This is a genomic window from Pengzhenrongella sp., assembly GCF_036565025.1.
GTDB lineage: Bacteria > Actinomycetota > Actinomycetes > Actinomycetales > Cellulomonadaceae > Pengzhenrongella.
The window spans coordinates 14,922-31,501 of sequence record NZ_DATCNW010000313.1 but is presented as its reverse complement, the minus strand read 5'-3'; the positions used below and the strand labels follow the sequence as shown (position 1 = coordinate 31,501).

The following is a 16,580-nucleotide window of genomic DNA, read 5'->3' as shown; positions in this document are numbered from 1 at the left end:
ACGTCCTATAGGACGTCAACGCTCGGACGTTGCGGGGATTGGCAGGACGAACGGAGCGATAGCGTTCTGGCGTGACCGTGACCCCGATCCCGCAGCTGCACACCCTGGCCGTCGACTGCGGTGGCGGTGGGATCAAGGCCTCGGTGCTCGACGCCGCCGGAACCCTGCGGGCGCCGGCGGTCCGCGTGCCGACCCCCTACCCGCTACCGCCGGAGCGACTGGTCGCGACCATCGTGGAGATCGCCGCGGCGCTGCCGCCCGCTCAACGGGTCACCGTCGGGATGCCCGGGATGCTCCGGCACGGCGTCGTGGTCGCGACCCCGCACTACGTGACCCGGTCCGGCCCGCACAGCCGGGTGCTGCCCGAGCTCGTCGAGGCCTGGGCGGACTTCGACATGGAGGCCGCGATCGCGTCCGCCTTCAGCCTGCCGGCCCTCGTCCTGAACGACGCCGAGGTGCACGGCGCCGGCGTGGTGGCCGGGTCGGGCGTCGAGCTGGTGCTCACGCTGGGCACCGGGCTGGGCTCGGCGCTGTTCGACGGCGGCGCGCTGGCGCCGCACCTGGAACTCTCCCAGGCGCCGATCCGCTGGGGCACGAGCTACGACGACTACGTGGGACAGATCGAGCGCGCGCGGCTCGGCGACGGGCGCTGGTCGCGCCGGGTGCGCCGCGTGGTGGACGGCCTGCGTCCGGTGTTCCTGTGGGACCGGCTGTACCTCGGCGGCGGGAACTCGCGGCAGATCACCCCGCTGGTGCTCGGGCGGCTCGGGGACGACGTCGTCGTCGTGCCCAACTCAGCGGGGATCGTGGGCGGGGTACGGGCCTGGAGCCTGCGCGGGGTCTGACGCCTCGACCCGCACGAGCGCATCGAGCAGCACCCGGCCGAACGCCACCGGCGCATCCAGGTTGACCAGATGCTTCGCACCCCGCACGACGACGAGACGGCCGTCGTGGCAGGCCGCGAGGAACCGGCGCTCCTCGGTGCGGAAGTGGTCGAAGCGCCCGTTGACGAGCCACACGGGCGCGGAGATCCTGGCCAGGTCGGCGAGCGGGGTCGCGGCGCTCATCTCCCGCAACACGTCATCCATGACGTCGAGCGCGAAGCCGCCCGCGGCGACGTCGAGCGCCGCGGCGCGGGTCAGCGTGCGCTCGGCCATGAACCGGTTGAGGCCGGCGCCCGCGTCGGGCAGGGCCCCGATCGCGCGGGCCGCGAGCATCCACGCGGCCATCGGGATCCGCGCGGGACGCGTCGAGCACGCAGCGGCGACCAGCCCAACGACGTTCTTGGGGTACCGCGCCGCATACGTGATCGAGACGTAGCCCCCGAGCGACAGGCCGACGACGAGCACCGGTCCCTCGAAGCGGTCCACGGCGTCCGCGACGGCGTCGACCGCGCCATCGAGCGTGAACGGCTCACCGGCACGCCGGCCGTGCCCCGGAAGGTCGATCGCAACCGCCCGGCGACCGGCAGCGGTGAGCGCCTCGACCTGCGCCCGCCACATCGTCCGCGACGTGCGCACTCCATGTACAAACACCACTCCCGCAACCCCCATGCCCCCGACCCTAGAAGCCCCGGCCCCCGCCCGCCTCCGGTGTCCACGCCGGACTCCCGCGCGCCGGGTGCAGGTGCTGTGCGCTGGGTGCCGAGTGACAAATGCCGGGTGCCGGTCCCGGTCCCAGCCGCGAGTTCGTCATATTGAGCCGAGTTCGTCGGTCCAGCTCGACCGGCGAACTCGCGTCGAAACGACGAACTCGCCAGCGACCAACGTCGGGCGGCGGCTGACGGTCGGCGGCTTGCACGAGATATCGGTGTGCGGCCCGGCGTCGGCACACGAGCGCCGACGTCGGCAGACGGGTCGGCGCAGCGCTCGGCGCAGCGCTCAGTGCAGCGCTCAGTGCAGCCAAAGTGCACCCAGGGTGCGCGTTCGCTGCACAGAGGGCTGCACAGAGACCGGCCCATGCCCGACGGCGCGCGAAGCGGCGCGAGCAGCTCCCCCACCCTCGAGTTCGCCCTTTTGAGCCGAGTTCGCCCGTCTCGCCAGACCGACGAACTCGCGTGCGAACGACAAACTCACCCCCGGCCGACCCGCCGGACGTCCGAGCAGCCGCAACCTCAGCACCGAGTACCGGGTCCCCGTCCATGTCCATGTCCATGTCCATGTCCATGCCCGCGCCCGCGCCCGCGCCCGCGCCCGCGCCCGCGCAAAAAAATATCCGCCGAGAGTGGAGTAACTGCCCCGGAAACTCTCGAATCTGGGGCGGTTACTCCGCTCTCGGCGGAGGGTGGTGCTGGGCTGTCAGGCCTTGGCGTCGGCCTCGGGGGCGTCGTCCGTGGGGGCGTCGTCCGTGGGGACGTCGTCCGTCGTGGCTTCGACCTCGGGGGCCTCGGCTGCGGGGGCCTCGGGGGCCTCGGGGGCCGTGGTGTCCTCGACGACCTCAACCGGCTCGACGACCTCGACCGGCTTGGCAGCCGACTTCTTGGCGGCGCGCCCGGTGGCCTTCTCGGCCTCGCGAACGGTCGCCTGCTTCGGGCTGAGCGGCTCGAGCACGAGCTCGATCACGGCCATCGGCGCGTTGTCTCCCTTGCGGGGGCCGATCTTCGTGATGCGGGTGTAACCGCCGGCGCGCTCGGCCAGGACCGGCGCGATCTCCGTGAACAGGGTGTGCACGACACTCTTGCTCTTGACGACGGTCATCACGCGACGGCGAGACTGCAGGTCGCCGCGCTTGGCGAAGGTGATCAGTCGCTCTGCGAGGGGACGCAGGCGCTTGGCCTTGGCTTCGGTCGTCGTGATCCGGCGGTGCTCGAACAGGCTCGTGGCCAGGTTGGCCAGGATGTGCCGCTCGTGCGCCGGTCCGCCACCGAGCCGGGGACCCTTAGTGGGCGTAGGCATGGTCTTAACTCCTCAGTTACGAAAATGAACGAGCGACGCGGGCAGTGGTGCCCCCCGCCCGACGCGGCGTCAGTACTGCTCTTCCTCGGTGAACTCGCCCTCGTCGGCGTCGTAGTAACCGGCGGCCTTCGTGGGATCGAAGTCGAGCGGGCTGTCCTTGAGGGACAGGGAGAGCTCGGCCAGCTTCTCCTTGACCTCGGTGATCGACTTCGCACCGAAGTTACGGATGTCCAGCAGGTCGGCCTCACTGCGCGCCACGAGCTCACCCACCGTGTGGATGCCCTCGCGCTTGAGGCAGTTGTAGGACCGGATGGTCAGCTGCAGGTCTTCGATCGGCAGCGCCAGGTCGGCGGCGAGCGCGGCGTCCGTCGGGGACGGGCCGATCTCGATGCCCTCGGCCTCGACGTTCAGCTCGCGGGCGAGACCGAACAGCTCGACGAGCGTCTTGCCGGCCGAGGCCAGCGCGTCGCGCGGGGAGATCGAGCTCTTCGTCTCGACGTCGACAATCAGCTTGTCGAAGTCGGTGCGCTGCTCGACACGGGTCGCCTCGACCTTGTAGGTCACCTTGAGCACCGGCGAGTAGATCGAGTCGACCGGCACGCGGCCGATCTCGGCGTCGTAGGACTTGTTCTGCTGCGCCGAGACATATCCGCGACCGCGCTCGACGGTGAGCTCGATCTCGAGCTTGCCCTTGTCGTTCAGGGTCGCGATGTGCAGGTCGGGGTTGTGCACCTCGACACCGGCCGGCGGGACGATGACCGAGGCCGTGACGGCGCCGGCCCCCTGCTTGCGCAGGTACATCACGACCGGCTCGTCGTTCTCCGAGGAGACGACCAGGTTCTTGATGTTGAGGATGATCTCGGTGATGTCCTCCTTCACCCCCGGCACGGTGGTGAACTCGTGCAGCACGCCGTCGATCCGGATCGACGTGACAGCCGCACCCGGGATCGAAGAGAGCAGGGTGCGGCGGAGGGAGTTGCCGAGCGTGTAGCCGAAGCCAGGCTCCAGCGGCTCGATGGAGAACCGCGACCGGTACTCCGAGATGACCTCTTCGGTCAGGGTGGGGCGCTGTGCGATGAGCACTTCTTGAATCCTCTCAGTGAGCGTCCGCCATATGACGCTCTGCGGTGGTGCGGCTCGCCGGGTCTCGGTCTACCGAGGCGGGCTATCGTGCGCCGGGCCCGCGGCGCAGCTTCAAGCTGCCCCGCGGACCTGGTAATTCAGTTGATCAAGTTGTACAGCGTCAGACGCGGCGGCGCTTGGAGGGGCGGCAGCCGTTGTGCGCCTGGGGCGTGACGTCCTGGATCGAGCCAACCTCGAGGCCGGTCGCCTGAAGTGAGCGGATCGCGGTCTCGCGGCCCGAACCGGGGCCCTTGACGAAGACGTCGACCTTCTTCATGCCGTGCTCCTGCGCGCGGCGAGCAGCTGCCTCGGCGGCGAGCTGGGCAGCGAACGGGGTCGACTTGCGGGACCCCTTGAAGCCGACCTGGCCGGAGGAGGCCCAGGCGATGACGGCACCGGACGGGTCCGTGATCGTGACGATGGTGTTGTTGAAGGTGCTCTTGATGTGCGCCTGGCCGTGGGAGACGTTCTTCTTCTCCTTGCGGCGCGGCTTGCGCACGGCAGTACGAGTCTTGGGAGGCATGTGCTTGTTCTCTCCTGGTCTGGGTCGGCTGGCTGCAGTGCCGCTCGCGGTCGATGACTCGAGGTCACCGTGCCGGGCGGGCTACCGCTGCTACTTGCGACCGGCCTTCTTCTTGCCGGCGACGGTGCGCTTGGGGCCCTTGCGGGTACGCGCGTTGGTCTTCGTGCGCTGTCCGCGCACCGGGAGACCGCGACGGTGCCGCAGACCCTCGTAGCAACCGATCTCGACCTTGCGGCGGATGTCTGCCGCAACCTCGCGTCGGAGGTCACCCTCGAGCTTGTAGTTCGCCTCGAGGTAGTCGCGCAGCGCGACGAGCTCGACGTCGCCGAGGTCCTTCACGCGGATGTCCGGGCTCAGCCCCGTGGCAGCAAGCGTCTGCTGCGAGCGGGTCCGGCCGACGCCGTAGATGTAGGTGAGTGCGATCTCGAGCCGCTTGTCGCGGGGGAGATCGACTCCAACAAGACGTGCCATGTGCTGGTACTCCTGTACTGCGTCGGAGGTCTTCCGCACCACCCTCCCGCGTTGATCCGCGGGCCCCGGCCTCCGACCGGGGGTTCACCTCCTGCGATCCGTAGGACCGCAGGAGCAGTGGTGGTGCGCTGGTGGTACCCGCTCCGCATGGAGGGAGGTACCGGACGATCTGCTCGAGCTTGCGCTGCGAGCGTCAGGGCATCAGCCCTGGCGCTGCTTGTGACGCAAGTTGTCGCAGATGACCATGACTCGACCGTGCCGGCGGATCACCTTGCACTTGTCGCAGATCTTCTTGACGCTGGGCTTGACCTTCATGGCATTCCTCCGCCGCCGCAAGTTGCGTCCGCACCCGTAGGGACGAACGCGACGGCGTGATCGAGTGGTGGTTACTTGTAGCGGTAGACGATCCGGCCGCGGGACAGGTCGTACGGGCTCAGCTCAACGACCACCCGGTCCTCGGGGAGGATTCGGATGTAGTGCTGACGCATCTTGCCCGAGATGTGGGCGAGCACTCGGTGGCCGTTGGCCAGCTCCACGCGGAACATCGCGTTCGGCAGGGCCTCGACAACGCTGCCCTCAATCTCGATGACACCGTCCTTCTTTGCCATATCCTCCGCTAACTCTCGGTTGCTCTTACAGACTGCACTCAAAACCCGGCCGTGACCGCAGAGGGCCACCGATGGGGTGTTGACGGATTGATGCGGCGCCGCTCGCGGCGCACGCACCCAACGACCAACTCTACGTCATGGCGGTGGAAAGCTCCAACCCGTGCCGGGCCCGACGCCGGTCGGCGGCCGGCCCGGCGGGCTCGCGTCAGTCCGCGAGCGGCGCCACCTTGATCCCGAGCGCCGCGAGCCGTTCCGCGCCGCCGTCGGCCGCCGTGAGCACCCAGATGCCGCCCTCCAGCAGGGCCACCGAGTGCTCCCAGTGCGCCGCGCGCGAGCCGTCGCCGGTGACCACGGTCCAGTCGTCCTCGAGCACCTGGGTGGCCCGCGCCCCGCGCACGAGCATCGGCTCGACGGCAAGGCACATGCCCGGCCTGAGCTTCGGCCCGCGGTCGCGCGTGCGGTAGTTCAGCACGTCCGGCGCCTGGTGCATCTCGCTGCCGATGCCGTGCCCGACGTACTCCTGGATCAGGCCGTAGCGCACTGCCCCGTTGGCGCCCGCGACCTGGGTCGCATCGACGGAGTCCTCGACGGCGTCGCCGACCCCGCTGAGTCGGTCGCTCGTCGCCAGCGCAGCGATGCCCGCCCACATGGCGGTCTCGGTGGCGTCCACGAGCTCGACGTCGAGCGAGTCGGCGTCCGGGATCACCAGGCTCATCGCGGAGTCACCGTGCCAGCCCTCGATGATCGCCCCGCAGTCGACCGACACGAGGTCGCCGGGTGCGAGCACGCGCGAACCGGGGATCCCGTGCACGATCTCGTCGTTGACGGACACGCACAACGTCGCGGGATAGCCGTAGTAGCCCAGGAACGACGGCTTCGCGCCCCCCTCGCGGATCACGTCGGCCGCGATCGCATCCAGGTCGCCCGTGGTCATGCCGGCTCGGACCTGCGCCCGAACCGCCGCGAGGGCGTCGGCGACCACGAGGCCGGCGCGCCGCATGAGGCGCACCTGCTCCGTCGTCTTGTACTCGATCTTGTCCCTGCCGAACATTGAAGTGAAGGTGCTCCTCGGTGCTTTTCGGTGCGCGGTGGTGGAGGCGGTCAGCCGAGCGACGCGAGGGCGGCGAGCACGCGCTCGGTCACCTCGTCGAGCTCGCCGATGCCGTCCGCCGTGACGAGCAGCCCGCGCTCGGCGTAGACCGCCTTCAGCGGGGCGGTCGTCTCGTCGTAGATCGCCAGGCGCTTCTCGATGGCCTCTTCGGTGTCGTCGGAGCGCGACTCGACCTCGGCGCGCTTGCGCATCCGCACGAGCAGCTCCTCGCGGGGCGCGGTGAGCTCGACGACGGCGTCCAGCTTGGACCCGAGCTCCTCGAGCATCCCGTCGAGCGCGACGACCTGCGCGGCCGTGCGCGGGTAGCCGTCCAGGATGAATCCCCTGCCGGCGTCCGCCTCGGCGAGCCTGGCCTTGACCATCTCGTTGGTGAGCTCGTCCGGAACGAGGTCACCCGCGTCCATGATCGACTTCGCGCGCTTGCCGAGCTCGGTGCCGCCCTTGACGTTGGCGCGGAAGATGTCGCCGGTCGAGATGGCGGGCACCCCGATGCGCTCCGCGAGGCGGGCGGCTTGCGTGCCCTTGCCGGAGCCCTGCGGCCCCATGATCACCAGGCATGTGCTCATCGGAGGAACCCTTCGTAGTGCCGCTGCTGCAGCTGCGACTCGATCTGCTTGACCGTCTCAAGGCCGACCCCGACGACGATCAGGATCGATGCCCCGCCGAACGGGATGTTCTGGGTGATGCCGAGCAGGATGAATGCGATCGTCGGGACCAGGGCCACCAGTGCGAGGTAGACCGAACCCGGGGCCGTGATCCGCGAGATCACGAAGGAGAGGTACTCGGCGGTCGGTCGCCCCGCACGGATGCCGGGGATGAAGCCGCCGTACTTCTTCATGTTGTCCGCGACCTCGTCCGGGTTGAACGTGATGGCCGTGTAGAAGTAGCAGAAGAAGATGATCAGCACGACGTAGATCCCGAGGTGCAACGGCGCCGCCTGGTTGACCAGGTTGTTCGTGAGCCAGACCACCCAGTCCGCGTTCTTGTCCGCGAACTGCGCGAGCAGGCCCGGCACCGAGAGCAGCGACGACGCGAAGATGATCGGGATGACCCCGGCCATGTTGATCTTGATCGGGATGTAGGTGCTCGATCCGCCGTACATCCGCCGGCCGACCATGCGCTTGGCGTACTGCACAGGGATCCGGCGCTGGGACTGCTCGACGAACACGACCAGCGCGATGACCAGCACCACGATCGCGAGCACGATGACGAACTTCGTCGGGCCGTTGTCGCCACCGGCGATGGACCACAGGGAGGTCGGGAACCGCGCCGCGATCGAGGTGAAGATCAGCAGCGACATGCCGTTGCCGATGCCGCGCTCGGAGATGAGCTCACCGAGCCACATGATCAGGCCGGTGCCGGCCGTCATGGTGAGCACCATCAGGACGATCGTCAGGACCCCGGCGTTGGGGATGACGTCGACCGAGCAGCCGGAGAACAGCCGGCCCGAGCGGGCGACCGTGATGACGGTCGTGGACTGCAGGATCGCCAGCGCGATCGTGAGGTACCGGGTGTACTGGGTCAGCTTCGCGGTGCCGGACTGGCCCTCCTTGTGCAGGGCCTCGAAGCGCGGGATGACCACACGCAACAGCTGGACGATGATGCTGGCCGTGATGTACGGCATGATCCCGAGCGCGAACACGGACAGCTGGAGCAGGGCTCCACCGCTGAACAGGTTCACCAGCCCGAGCAGATCGTTGTTCCCGGCGGTCTCGCCGATGCAGACCTGGACGTTGGAGTACGAGACCCCCGGCGTCGGCAGGAACGAGCCGACCCGGAAGATCGACATCACCGCGATCGTGAAGAGCAGCTTTCGCCGCAGGTCGGGCGTCTTGAAGGCCCGGACGAATGCGCTGAGCACCTATCCTCCTGCTCCGCCTTCCGGCGGTGTCTGGTGACGCCGGGCTCCCCCGGCCATCGCGTCAAAACAAGACGCCCCCGCGGCGCCCCGGCGAACCCTAACGGATATACGGGCCGACATGCGGAAGCGGGGCCGGCAGGACGTGTTGTCCCACCGACCCCGTCCTTCGATCAGTCCTGCTCGACGGTCCCGCCGGCGGCCAGGATCTTCTCGCGCGCCGACGCCGAGTAGGCGTCGACAGCGATCGAGATCTTCACGGTCAGCTCGCCGGTGCCGAGCACCTTGACGAGGTGGCCCTTGCGAACCGCACCCTTGGCCACGAGGTCCGCGACCGTCACCGAACCGCCCGCCGGGAAGAGCTCGGACAGCTTGTCCAGGTTCACGACCTGGTACTCGGTGCGGAACGGGTTCTTGAACCCGCGGAGCTTGGGCAGACGCATGTGCAGCGGCATCTGACCACCCTCGAAACGCTCGGGGATGTTGCCACGGGCCTTCTGACCCTTGGTTCCACGACCGGCCGTCTTGCCCTTGGACGCCTCGCCACGACCCACGCGGGTCTTGGCGGTCTTGGCGCCCGGTGCCGGACGCAGGTGGTGCACCTTGAGGGTGCCACCGGCGCCGACCTCGGCCGCCGCCTTCGCGGCGGTGGCCTTCGTCTTGTCGTTCTCAGCCATCAGTCAACCTCCTCGAACTTCACGAGGTGCGTCACCGTGGAGACCATGCCGCGAATTTCCGGCCGGTCCTCCTTGACGACGACGTCGCCGATCCGCTTCAGGCCGAGCGAGCGCAGTGTCTCGCGCTGGTTCGCCTTGCCGCCGATCTTGGACTTGGTCTGGGTCACCTTGATCCGGCCCATCACGCACGCCCCCCTGCAGCTGCAGTGGTGCGTGCATCCCCGGCGGCACGTGCCCGCAGGAGCGAAGCCGGCGCGACGTGCTCGAGCGGGAGCCCGCGGCGAGCCGCAACGGCCTCCGGCTGCTCGAGCCCACGCAGCGCCGCGACCGTGGCGTGAACCACGTTCAGGGCGTTGGTGGAACCGAGCGACTTGCTCAGGATGTCGTGGACGCCGGCGCACTCCAGGACGGCGCGCACCGGACCACCGGCGATGACGCCGGTACCCGGGGACGCCGGACGCAGGAACACGACACCGGCCGCGGCCTCACCCTGGATGGGGTGCGGGATGGTGCCCTGGATGCGGGGAACCTTGAAGAAGTTCTTCTTGGCCTCCTCGACCCCCTTGGCGATCGCCGCGGGGACCTCCTTGGCCTTGCCGTAGCCGACGCCGACCGTGCCGTCACCGTCGCCGACGACGACGAGCGCGGTGAAGCTGAAGCGCCGACCGCCCTTGACGACCTTCGAGACGCGGTTGATCTTCACGACCCGCTCGACGAACGAGCTCTTCTCGGCTCCCCCGCGGCCACCGGCGCCGCGACCGCCGTCGCGGCGGTCACCGCCCCCGGTGCCGCCCGCGGGAGCGCCCGTCGTGCCGCTGCGCTGAGGTGCAGCCATCAGTGGATCCTCTGCTTCCGTACGGAGGTGGTGAGTGTCGTCACAGGGTCAGACCGCCTTCGCGGGCCCCGTCGGCGACAGCAGCCACCCGACCGTGGTACTTGTTGCCGCCGCGGTCGAAGACAACCGCGTCGATGCCCGCAGCCTTGGCCCGAGCGGCGACGAGCTCGCCGATCTTCTTCGCCTTGGCCGTCTTGTCGCCGTCGAGCACTCGCAGGTCGGCCTCGAGGGTCGATGCGGAGACGATGGTCTGGCCGATGGAGTCGTCCACCACCTGCGCGACCATGTGCCGGGCCGAGCGGGTGACGACGAGGCGGGGACGAACCGGGGTGCCCGACACCTTCTTACGAAGGCGCAGGTGACGGCGGGCACGCGAGATCGCGCGACCCTTTCCCTTGATCTTGAGAGCCATCGCTTACTTACCAGCCTTTCCGACCTTGCGGCGGACAATTTCGCCGGCGTACCGCACGCCCTTGCCCTTGTAGGGCTCGGGCTTGCGGATCTTGCGAATATTGGCTGCGACCTCGCCGACCTGCTGCTTGTCGATACCGCTCACGGAGAGCTTGGTGGGGCTCTCGACCGTGAACGAGATGCCTGCAGGAGGCGTGATGTGGACCGGGTGGCTGAACCCGAGCGCGAACTCGAGCACGTCGCCCCGCTGGACCACGCGGTAACCGGTACCGACGATCTCGAGCTTCTTGACGTAGCCCTCGGTCACGCCGATGACAAGGTTCGCCACCAGCGTCCGGGTCAGGCCGTGCAGCGCACGCGAGACGCGCTCGTCGTTCGGCCGGGTGACCACGAGGGCACCAGACTCATCGCGGGCAACCGCGATGGGGGACGCAACGGTGTGCGTCAAGGAACCCTTGGGGCCCTTGACCGTGACCGTCGAGCCGTTGATTGTGACATCCACGCCGGTGGGGACCGGGACGGGGACTCTGCCGATTCGGGACATGGCTAGCTCCTTTCCGTCTCGGGCTTACCAGACGTAGGCGAGGACTTCCCCACCTACACCCTTCTTGGCGGCCTGCTTCTCGGTGAGGAGACCTGAGGACGTGGACAGAATCGCCACGCCGAGGCCGCCGAGCACCCTGGGCAGGTTGGTCGACTTGGCGTACACGCGCAGGCCCGGCTTGGACACGCGGCGCACACCGGCGAGCGAACGCTCGCGGTTCGGGCCAAACTTCAGCTCGATGGTGAGGTACTTACCCACAGGGGCGTCCTCGATCTTCCAGCCAGCGATGTAACCCTCGGCCTGAAGAATTTCTGCAACGTGCGACTTCAGCTTCGAGAACGGCATGGTGACCGTGTCGTGATAAGCCGAGTTCGCGTTCCGCAGACGCGTGAGCATGTCTGCGATCGGGTCAGTCATCATTGGGCTTCCGCCCTTTCTCGCCGGGGTATCTCCACTGGACGTGAGTCCGGGGTGGAGACCAGCGGCGTAGTAGTTACCAGCTGCTCTTGGTGACGCCGGGAAGCTCGCCTGCGTGCGCCATCTCGCGCACGCAGATGCGGCAGAGCCCGAACTTGCGGTAGACGGAGTGCGGACGTCCGCACTTCTGGCACCGGGTGTAGCCGCGCACCTTGAACTTCGGGGTCCGGGAGGCCTTCTGGACCAGGGCGGTCTTCGCCATGTCAGTTCTCCTTGAAGGGGAAGCCGAGACGCTTCAGCAGCGAGCGGCCCTCTGCATCGGTGGTCGCGGTTGTGACGATGGTGATGTCCATGCCCCGCACGCGGTCGATCTTGTCCTGGTCGATCTCGTGGAACATCGCCTGCTCCGTGAGGCCGAACGTGTAGTTGCCGTTGCCGTCGAACTGCTTCGGCGAGAGGCCGCGGAAGTCGCGGATACGCGGCAGCGCGGTCGAGAGCAGGCGGTCCAGGAACTCCCACATCCGGTCCCCGCGCAGTGTGACGTGCGCACCGATCGGCATGCCTTCGCGGAGCTTGAACTGCGCGATGGACTTGCGAGCCTTGGTGACCTGGGGCTTCTGGCCGGTGATCGCGGACAGGTCCTTGATCGCTCCGTCCATCAGCTTGGAGTCCTTCGCCGCGTCGCCGACACCCATGTTCACGACGACCTTGGTGAGCCGGGCGACCATGTTGACGTTCTCGTGGGCGAACTCCTCGCGCAGGCCGGGAACGATCTCCGCGGCATAACGCGACTTCAGGCGAGGAACAGACGCGACCTCGGAGGTCGTCGCGGTGCTGTCAACGCTCATCAGATGTCCTTCCCGGAGCGCTTGGACACGCGGACCCGCATGGTCTTGCTGCGGCCGTCGCGGTCAGTCTCCTCGATGCGGTACCCGACGCGGGTGCCCTTCTTGGTCTCCGGGTCGACGATCATCACGTTGCTGATGTGGATCGGCGCCTCGATGGTCTCGATGCCACCCGTCCGGCTGCCGCGCTGCGACTGCCCGACCTTGGTGTGCTTCGTGACGCGCTGCACGCCCTCGACGACGACGCGCTGCGACTCCTTGAGGACCTCCAGGACCCGACCCTGCTTGGTCCGGTCGCGGCCCGAGATGACGACGACGAGGTCGCCCTTCTTGATCTTGGCCATGTCAGAGCACCTCCGGTGCGAGCGAGATGATCTTCATGAACTTCTTGTCACGCAGCTCGCGGCCCACCGGGCCGAAGATGCGAGTGCCACGGGGTTCGCCGTCGGCCTTGAGGATCACAGCCGCGTTCTCGTCGAACTTGATGTACGAGCCGTCGGGACGACGGCGCTCTTTCTTCGTGCGGACGATGACCGCCTTGACGACGTCGCCCTTCTTGACGTTTCCACCGGGGATCGCGTCCTTGACGGTGGCGACGATGACGTCGCCGATCCCGGCGTAGCGACGGCCCGAGCCACCGAGAACGCGGATGCAAAGAATTTCCTTCGCACCCGTGTTGTCGGCGACGCGGAGTCGCGACTCCTGCTGAATCATGGTGAACTCCTGACGTCTGCTGGTACTCGCTCATGCGAGCCTGGCGAACGGATAGCTGCCGTCATGCACCCGTGGTGGTGGCGCCGGCGGACCGACGCCACCCGCCACGGGGGCAACTGAAGTACTGCATTACTGCTGGTTACTCGGGGTACTGCGTCGTGCGAAAAAGGCCTACTTCGCCTTTTCGAGGATCTCCACCACGCGCCACCGCTTGGTCGCGGAGAGCGGGCGGGTTTCCATGATGATGACCAGGTCACCGACGCCGGCCGCATTGGCCTCGTCGTGCGCCTTCACCTTGCTCGTGCGGCGGATGACCTTGCCGTAGAGCGGGTGCTTGACCCGGTCCTCGACCTCCACCACGACGGTCTTTTCCATCTTGTCGCTCACGACATACCCGCGCCGCGACTTGCGGTCGCCACGCTCGGTATCCGTGGTCTCGTTCTTCGTTGCGCTCATGGTCGACCTCACTCGCTCGCGCTCGGGGCAGTACGGATGCCGAGCTCGCGCTCGCGCAGGATCGTGTAGATCCGGGAGATGTCGCGACGTACCGCCTTGAGCCGCCCGTGGCTCTCCAGCTGGCCGGTGGCCGACTGGAAGCGCAGGTTGAACAGCTCTTCCTTCGACTTCTTGAGCTCGGCGACCAAACGCTCGTCGTCGAACCCGTCCAGCTCGGTGACTGCCAGATCCTTGGTTCCGATAGTCATCAGTTGCCACCACCCTCGCGGACCACAAAACGGGTCTTCATGGGGAGCTTGTGCTGCGCGCGGCGCATGGCCTCACGCGCAAGCCCCTCCGGAACACCGGCGAGCTCGAAGAGAACCCGACCCGGCTTGACGTTGGCGATCCACCACTCGGGCGAACCCTTACCGGAACCCATGCGGGTCTCCGCCGGCTTCTTCGTGAGCGGGCGGTCCGGGTAGACGTTGATCCAGACCTTCCCACCACGCTTGATGTGGCGGGTGATCGCGATACGAGCAGCCTCGATCTGGCGGTTCGTCAGGTAGGCGGGCTCGAGAGCCTGGATGCCGTACTCACCGAACGAGATCGCGGTACCACCGGTCGCGGCGCCGGAGCGCCCCGGGTGGTGCTGCTTGCGGTGCTTGAGCCTGCGCGGGATAAGCATTGCTCAGGCCCCCGTTCCGGACTCGGGCGCCTTCGCAGCCGCGTCGGCCGCCGGAGCGGCCTCGGTCGGAGCGGCCGCGGCCGGAGCCTCGGTGCGCTCGGGACGGCGGGGAGGTGCTCCGGCGCCACCACGAGCGGGGCGGTCGGGGCGGTCCGCCCGGGGTCCACGCGGTGCACGCGGGGCCTGGGTGGCCTGCTGCTGCGCGAACTCCTTCTCGGTCATGTCGCCCTTGTAGATCCAGACCTTCACGCCGATGCGGCCGAACGTCGTGCGGGCCTCGTAGAAGCCGTAGTCGATGTTCGCGCGGAGGGTGTGCAACGGCACGCGTCCCTCGCGGTAGAACTCGCTGCGGCTCATCTCGGCGCCGCCGAGGCGACCCGAGCACTGGACCCGGATCCCCTTGGCACCGGCGCGCTGGGCGGACTGCATGCCCTTGCGCATGGCACGGCGGAACGACACGCGGCTCGCGAGCTGCTCGGCGATCCCCTGGGCGACGAGCTGAGAGTCGATCTCAGCGTTCTTCACCTCGAGGATGTTCAGCTGAACCTGCTTGCCGCTCAGCTTCTCGAGCTCGCCGCGGATGCGGTCGGCCTCCGCGCCACGACGCCCGATGACGATCCCGGGGCGTGCGGTGTGGATGTCGACGCGAACCCGGTCGCGAGTGCGCTCGATCTCGACCTTGGAGATGCCGGCACGCTCGAGGCCAGTGGCCATGAGCTTGCGGATCGCCACGTCCTCACGGACGTAGTCGCGGTAACGCTGTCCCGGCTTGGTGCTGTCAGCAAACCAACGCGACCGGTGGTCGGTGGTGATGCCTAGGCGGTACCCGTGCGGGTTTACCTTCTGTCCCACTATCGGGCCCTCTCCTTCTTCTCGACCGGGGCCACGACCACGGTGATGTGGCTGGTCCTCTTGAGGATCTGGCTCGCCCGCCCCTGGGCGCGCGGCCGGAACCGCTTGAGGGTCGGACCCTCGTCGACGTACGCCTCGATGACGACGAGCGCGTGCTCGTCGAAAGCCTCGCTCGCACGGTCAGCCTTGACCCGCGCGTTGGCGATCGCACTTTCGACCACCTTGCGGACGGTCTCCCCCGCGGCCTGCGGTGCGAACTTCAACGTCGCCACAGCCTCCTGGGCCTGCTTGCCACGGATGAGGTCCACGACGCGCCGGGCCTTCTGGGGCGTGACGCGGACAAACCGCGCCTGCGCCTTGGCTTCCATTGCTGTCCTGCCTTCTGTCTCGTATCTCAAAGAACTCGGTAAGAACTCCGTGCCGTGCTGTACCCCGAGGGGATCAGCGGCGACGGGCCTTGCGGTCGTCCTTCTCGTGGCCGCGGAAGGTCCGCGTGGGGGCGAACTCGCCCAGCTTGTGCCCGACCATCGACTCGGTGACGAAGACGGGGGTGTGCTTGCGGCCGTCGTGCACCGCGAACGTGTGACCGAGGAAGTCCGGTGTGATGAGCGACCGGCGGGACCACGTCTTGATGACGTTCTTGGTCCCCTTCTCGTTCTGGACGTCGACCTTTTTCTGCAGGTGACCGTCGACGAACGGGCCCTTCTTCAGGCTGCGTGGCATCTCTGGCTCCTATCAGCGCTTCTTGTTGAGGCGCCGGCGGCGCACGATGAGCTTGTCGCTCGGCTTGTTCGGACGACGGGTGCGGCCTTCGGCCTGACCCCACGGGCTGACCGGGTGACGGCCTCCGGAGGTCTTGCCCTCGCCACCACCGTGCGGGTGGTCGACCGGGTTCATGGCGACACCACGGACGGAGGGGCGCTTGCCCTTCCACCTCATGCGGCCGGCCTTGCCCCAGTTGATGTTGGACTGCTCGGCGTTACCGACCTCGCCGACCGTTGCGCGGCAGCGCAGGTCGACGTTGCGGATCTCGCCGGACGGCATGCGCAGCTGCGCATAGATGCCGTCCTTGGCGACCAGCTGAACCGACGTACCAGCCGAACGGGCGATCTTTGCGCCACCACCGGGCTTGAGCTCGATGGCGTGCAGGACCGTACCGGTCGGGATGTTACGCAGCGGCAGGTTGTTGCCGGGCTTGATGTCGGCCGCGGCACCGTTTTCGATGACGTCGCCCTGCTTGAGCTTGTTCGGCGCGATGATGTAGCGCTTCTCGCCGTCCGCGTAGTGCAGCAGTGCGATGCGGGCTGTGCGGTTCGGGTCGTACTCGATGTGAGCGACCTTGGCCGGAACGCCGTCCTTGTCGTGGCGACGGAAGTCGATGAGCCGGTAAGCACGCTTGTGCCCACCGCCCTGGTGCCGAACCGTCACACGGCCCGTGGCGTTGCGGCCACCGGTCCTGTGGATCGGACGGACCAGCGACTTCTCCGGCGTGGAGCGCGTGATCTCGACGAAGTCGGCGACGCTCGAGCCGCGACGGCCCGGCGTAGTCGGCTTGTACTTACGGATTCCCATGGG

The 16,580-nt window shown here is 68.0% G+C and carries 28 protein-coding genes; 1 reads left to right on the top strand and 27 read right to left on the bottom strand.

What is annotated here, in order from left to right; genetic code table 11:
• Positions 1 to 71: 71 nt before the first annotated feature.
• Positions 72 to 845 carry an ROK family protein gene (locus VIM26_RS18200; RefSeq protein ID WP_331953825.1) on the top strand — a complete coding sequence of 258 codons (774 nt, stop codon included), beginning with the start codon at positions 72 to 74 and terminating at the stop codon, positions 843 to 845.
• Here the strand turns inward: VIM26_RS18200 and VIM26_RS18195 are convergent.
• The 27 genes from VIM26_RS18195 to rplB all read right to left on the bottom strand — a co-directional run bounded on the left by VIM26_RS18195 (position 795) and on the right by rplB (position 16,577).
• Complete coding sequence (locus tag VIM26_RS18195) at positions 795 to 1,553, bottom strand: alpha/beta hydrolase (protein WP_331953823.1); 759 nt, start codon at positions 1,551 to 1,553, stop codon at positions 795 to 797. The two genes, VIM26_RS18200 and VIM26_RS18195, sit on opposite strands and share 51 nt — an antisense overlap.
• 744 nt (positions 1,554 to 2,297) lie before the next feature.
• Positions 2,298 to 2,894 carry a 50S ribosomal protein L17 gene (gene rplQ, locus VIM26_RS18190; RefSeq protein WP_331953821.1) on the bottom strand — a complete coding sequence of 199 codons (597 nt, stop codon included), beginning with the start codon at positions 2,892 to 2,894 and terminating at the stop codon, positions 2,298 to 2,300.
• Between the two features lie 69 nt (positions 2,895 to 2,963).
• A complete protein-coding gene (locus VIM26_RS18185) occupies positions 2,964 to 3,977 on the bottom strand; it encodes a DNA-directed RNA polymerase subunit alpha (protein ID WP_331953819.1) in 1,014 nt (337 codons plus the stop codon).
• A 160-nt stretch (positions 3,978 to 4,137) separates the two neighbouring features.
• Complete coding sequence (gene rpsK / locus VIM26_RS18180) at positions 4,138 to 4,539, bottom strand: 30S ribosomal protein S11 (protein ID WP_130102600.1); 402 nt, start codon at positions 4,537 to 4,539, stop codon at positions 4,138 to 4,140.
• A gap of 90 nt (positions 4,540 to 4,629) precedes the next feature.
• Positions 4,630 to 5,010 (bottom strand): 30S ribosomal protein S13, encoded by a 381-nt coding sequence (rpsM, locus tag VIM26_RS18175; RefSeq protein ID WP_331953816.1) that lies wholly within the window; start codon positions 5,008 to 5,010, stop codon positions 4,630 to 4,632.
• Between the two features lie 201 nt (positions 5,011 to 5,211).
• The gene (rpmJ, locus tag VIM26_RS18170; RefSeq protein ID WP_003956441.1) at positions 5,212 to 5,325 is read right to left on the bottom strand and encodes a 50S ribosomal protein L36; all 114 of its coding nucleotides are present in this window, start codon (positions 5,323 to 5,325) and stop codon (positions 5,212 to 5,214) included.
• A gap of 71 nt (positions 5,326 to 5,396) precedes the next feature.
• Positions 5,397 to 5,618 carry a translation initiation factor IF-1 gene (infA, locus tag VIM26_RS18165; RefSeq protein ID WP_024286981.1) on the bottom strand — a complete coding sequence of 74 codons (222 nt, stop codon included), beginning with the start codon at positions 5,616 to 5,618 and terminating at the stop codon, positions 5,397 to 5,399.
• Between the two features lie 205 nt (positions 5,619 to 5,823).
• Positions 5,824 to 6,669, bottom strand: coding sequence for a type I methionyl aminopeptidase (gene map, locus VIM26_RS18160; protein ID WP_331953767.1), 846 nt, complete (start codon positions 6,667 to 6,669; stop codon positions 5,824 to 5,826).
• Positions 6,670 to 6,719: 50 nt separating this feature from the next.
• A complete protein-coding gene (locus tag VIM26_RS18155) occupies positions 6,720 to 7,295 on the bottom strand; it encodes an adenylate kinase (protein WP_331953765.1) in 576 nt (191 codons plus the stop codon).
• On the bottom strand, positions 7,292 to 8,590 hold the full coding sequence (gene secY, locus VIM26_RS18150; RefSeq protein ID WP_331953763.1) for a preprotein translocase subunit SecY: 1,299 nt from the start codon (positions 8,588 to 8,590) through the stop codon (positions 7,292 to 7,294). The genes VIM26_RS18155 and secY overlap by 4 nt, the downstream gene beginning before the upstream one ends.
• Positions 8,591 to 8,760: 170 nt before the next feature.
• A complete protein-coding gene (gene rplO / locus VIM26_RS18145; RefSeq protein WP_331953761.1) occupies positions 8,761 to 9,264 on the bottom strand; it encodes a 50S ribosomal protein L15 in 504 nt (167 codons plus the stop codon).
• The gene (gene rpmD, locus VIM26_RS18140) at positions 9,264 to 9,446 is read right to left on the bottom strand and encodes a 50S ribosomal protein L30 (protein WP_331953759.1); all 183 of its coding nucleotides are present in this window, start codon (positions 9,444 to 9,446) and stop codon (positions 9,264 to 9,266) included. The genes rplO and rpmD overlap by 1 nt, the downstream gene beginning before the upstream one ends.
• Positions 9,446 to 10,099 (bottom strand): 30S ribosomal protein S5, encoded by a 654-nt coding sequence (gene rpsE / locus VIM26_RS18135; RefSeq protein WP_331953757.1) that lies wholly within the window; start codon positions 10,097 to 10,099, stop codon positions 9,446 to 9,448. The genes rpmD and rpsE overlap by 1 nt, the downstream gene beginning before the upstream one ends.
• A 40-nt stretch (positions 10,100 to 10,139) precedes the next feature.
• The gene (gene rplR, locus VIM26_RS18130; protein WP_331953755.1) at positions 10,140 to 10,511 is read right to left on the bottom strand and encodes a 50S ribosomal protein L18; all 372 of its coding nucleotides are present in this window, start codon (positions 10,509 to 10,511) and stop codon (positions 10,140 to 10,142) included.
• A 3-nt stretch (positions 10,512 to 10,514) separates the two neighbouring features.
• Positions 10,515 to 11,054 (bottom strand): 50S ribosomal protein L6, encoded by a 540-nt coding sequence (gene rplF, locus VIM26_RS18125; protein ID WP_331953753.1) that lies wholly within the window; start codon positions 11,052 to 11,054, stop codon positions 10,515 to 10,517.
• 24 nt (positions 11,055 to 11,078) lie between these two features.
• The gene (gene rpsH, locus VIM26_RS18120; RefSeq protein WP_414696520.1) at positions 11,079 to 11,471 is read right to left on the bottom strand and encodes a 30S ribosomal protein S8; all 393 of its coding nucleotides are present in this window, start codon (positions 11,469 to 11,471) and stop codon (positions 11,079 to 11,081) included.
• 76 nt (positions 11,472 to 11,547) lie between these two features.
• The gene (locus VIM26_RS18115; protein ID WP_227423336.1) at positions 11,548 to 11,733 is read right to left on the bottom strand and encodes a type Z 30S ribosomal protein S14; all 186 of its coding nucleotides are present in this window, start codon (positions 11,731 to 11,733) and stop codon (positions 11,548 to 11,550) included.
• A gap of 1 nt (position 11,734) precedes the next feature.
• Positions 11,735 to 12,319: a 50S ribosomal protein L5 gene (gene rplE / locus VIM26_RS18110; protein WP_331953747.1), complete on the bottom strand. Its 585-nt coding sequence runs from the start codon at positions 12,317 to 12,319 to the stop codon at positions 11,735 to 11,737.
• Complete coding sequence (rplX, locus tag VIM26_RS18105) at positions 12,319 to 12,660, bottom strand: 50S ribosomal protein L24 (RefSeq protein WP_331953745.1); 342 nt, start codon at positions 12,658 to 12,660, stop codon at positions 12,319 to 12,321. The genes rplE and rplX overlap by 1 nt, the downstream gene beginning before the upstream one ends.
• Position 12,661: 1 nt before the next feature.
• On the bottom strand, positions 12,662 to 13,030 hold the full coding sequence (rplN, locus tag VIM26_RS18100; RefSeq protein ID WP_331953743.1) for a 50S ribosomal protein L14: 369 nt from the start codon (positions 13,028 to 13,030) through the stop codon (positions 12,662 to 12,664).
• A gap of 171 nt (positions 13,031 to 13,201) precedes the next feature.
• Positions 13,202 to 13,486 carry a 30S ribosomal protein S17 gene (gene rpsQ, locus VIM26_RS18095; protein ID WP_331953741.1) on the bottom strand — a complete coding sequence of 95 codons (285 nt, stop codon included), beginning with the start codon at positions 13,484 to 13,486 and terminating at the stop codon, positions 13,202 to 13,204.
• 8 nt (positions 13,487 to 13,494) lie between these two features.
• Entirely contained in the window at positions 13,495 to 13,734 is a 240-nt protein-coding gene (rpmC, locus tag VIM26_RS18090) for a 50S ribosomal protein L29 (RefSeq protein WP_331953739.1), read from the bottom strand.
• Positions 13,734 to 14,153: a 50S ribosomal protein L16 gene (gene rplP / locus VIM26_RS18085; protein WP_331953737.1), complete on the bottom strand. Its 420-nt coding sequence runs from the start codon at positions 14,151 to 14,153 to the stop codon at positions 13,734 to 13,736. The genes rpmC and rplP overlap by 1 nt, the downstream gene beginning before the upstream one ends.
• Before the next feature lie 3 nt (positions 14,154 to 14,156).
• Positions 14,157 to 15,005 carry a 30S ribosomal protein S3 gene (gene rpsC, locus VIM26_RS18080; protein WP_331953735.1) on the bottom strand — a complete coding sequence of 283 codons (849 nt, stop codon included), beginning with the start codon at positions 15,003 to 15,005 and terminating at the stop codon, positions 14,157 to 14,159.
• A complete protein-coding gene (rplV, locus tag VIM26_RS18075) occupies positions 15,005 to 15,373 on the bottom strand; it encodes a 50S ribosomal protein L22 (RefSeq protein ID WP_331953733.1) in 369 nt (122 codons plus the stop codon). Before rplV ends, rpsC begins: the two co-directional genes overlap by 1 nt.
• A 73-nt stretch (positions 15,374 to 15,446) precedes the next feature.
• Positions 15,447 to 15,728, bottom strand: coding sequence for a 30S ribosomal protein S19 (gene rpsS, locus VIM26_RS18070; RefSeq protein ID WP_331953732.1), 282 nt, complete (start codon positions 15,726 to 15,728; stop codon positions 15,447 to 15,449).
• A gap of 12 nt (positions 15,729 to 15,740) precedes the next feature.
• Entirely contained in the window at positions 15,741 to 16,577 is an 837-nt protein-coding gene (gene rplB / locus VIM26_RS18065) for a 50S ribosomal protein L2 (protein WP_331953730.1), read from the bottom strand.
• Positions 16,578 to 16,580 lie beyond the last annotated feature (3 nt).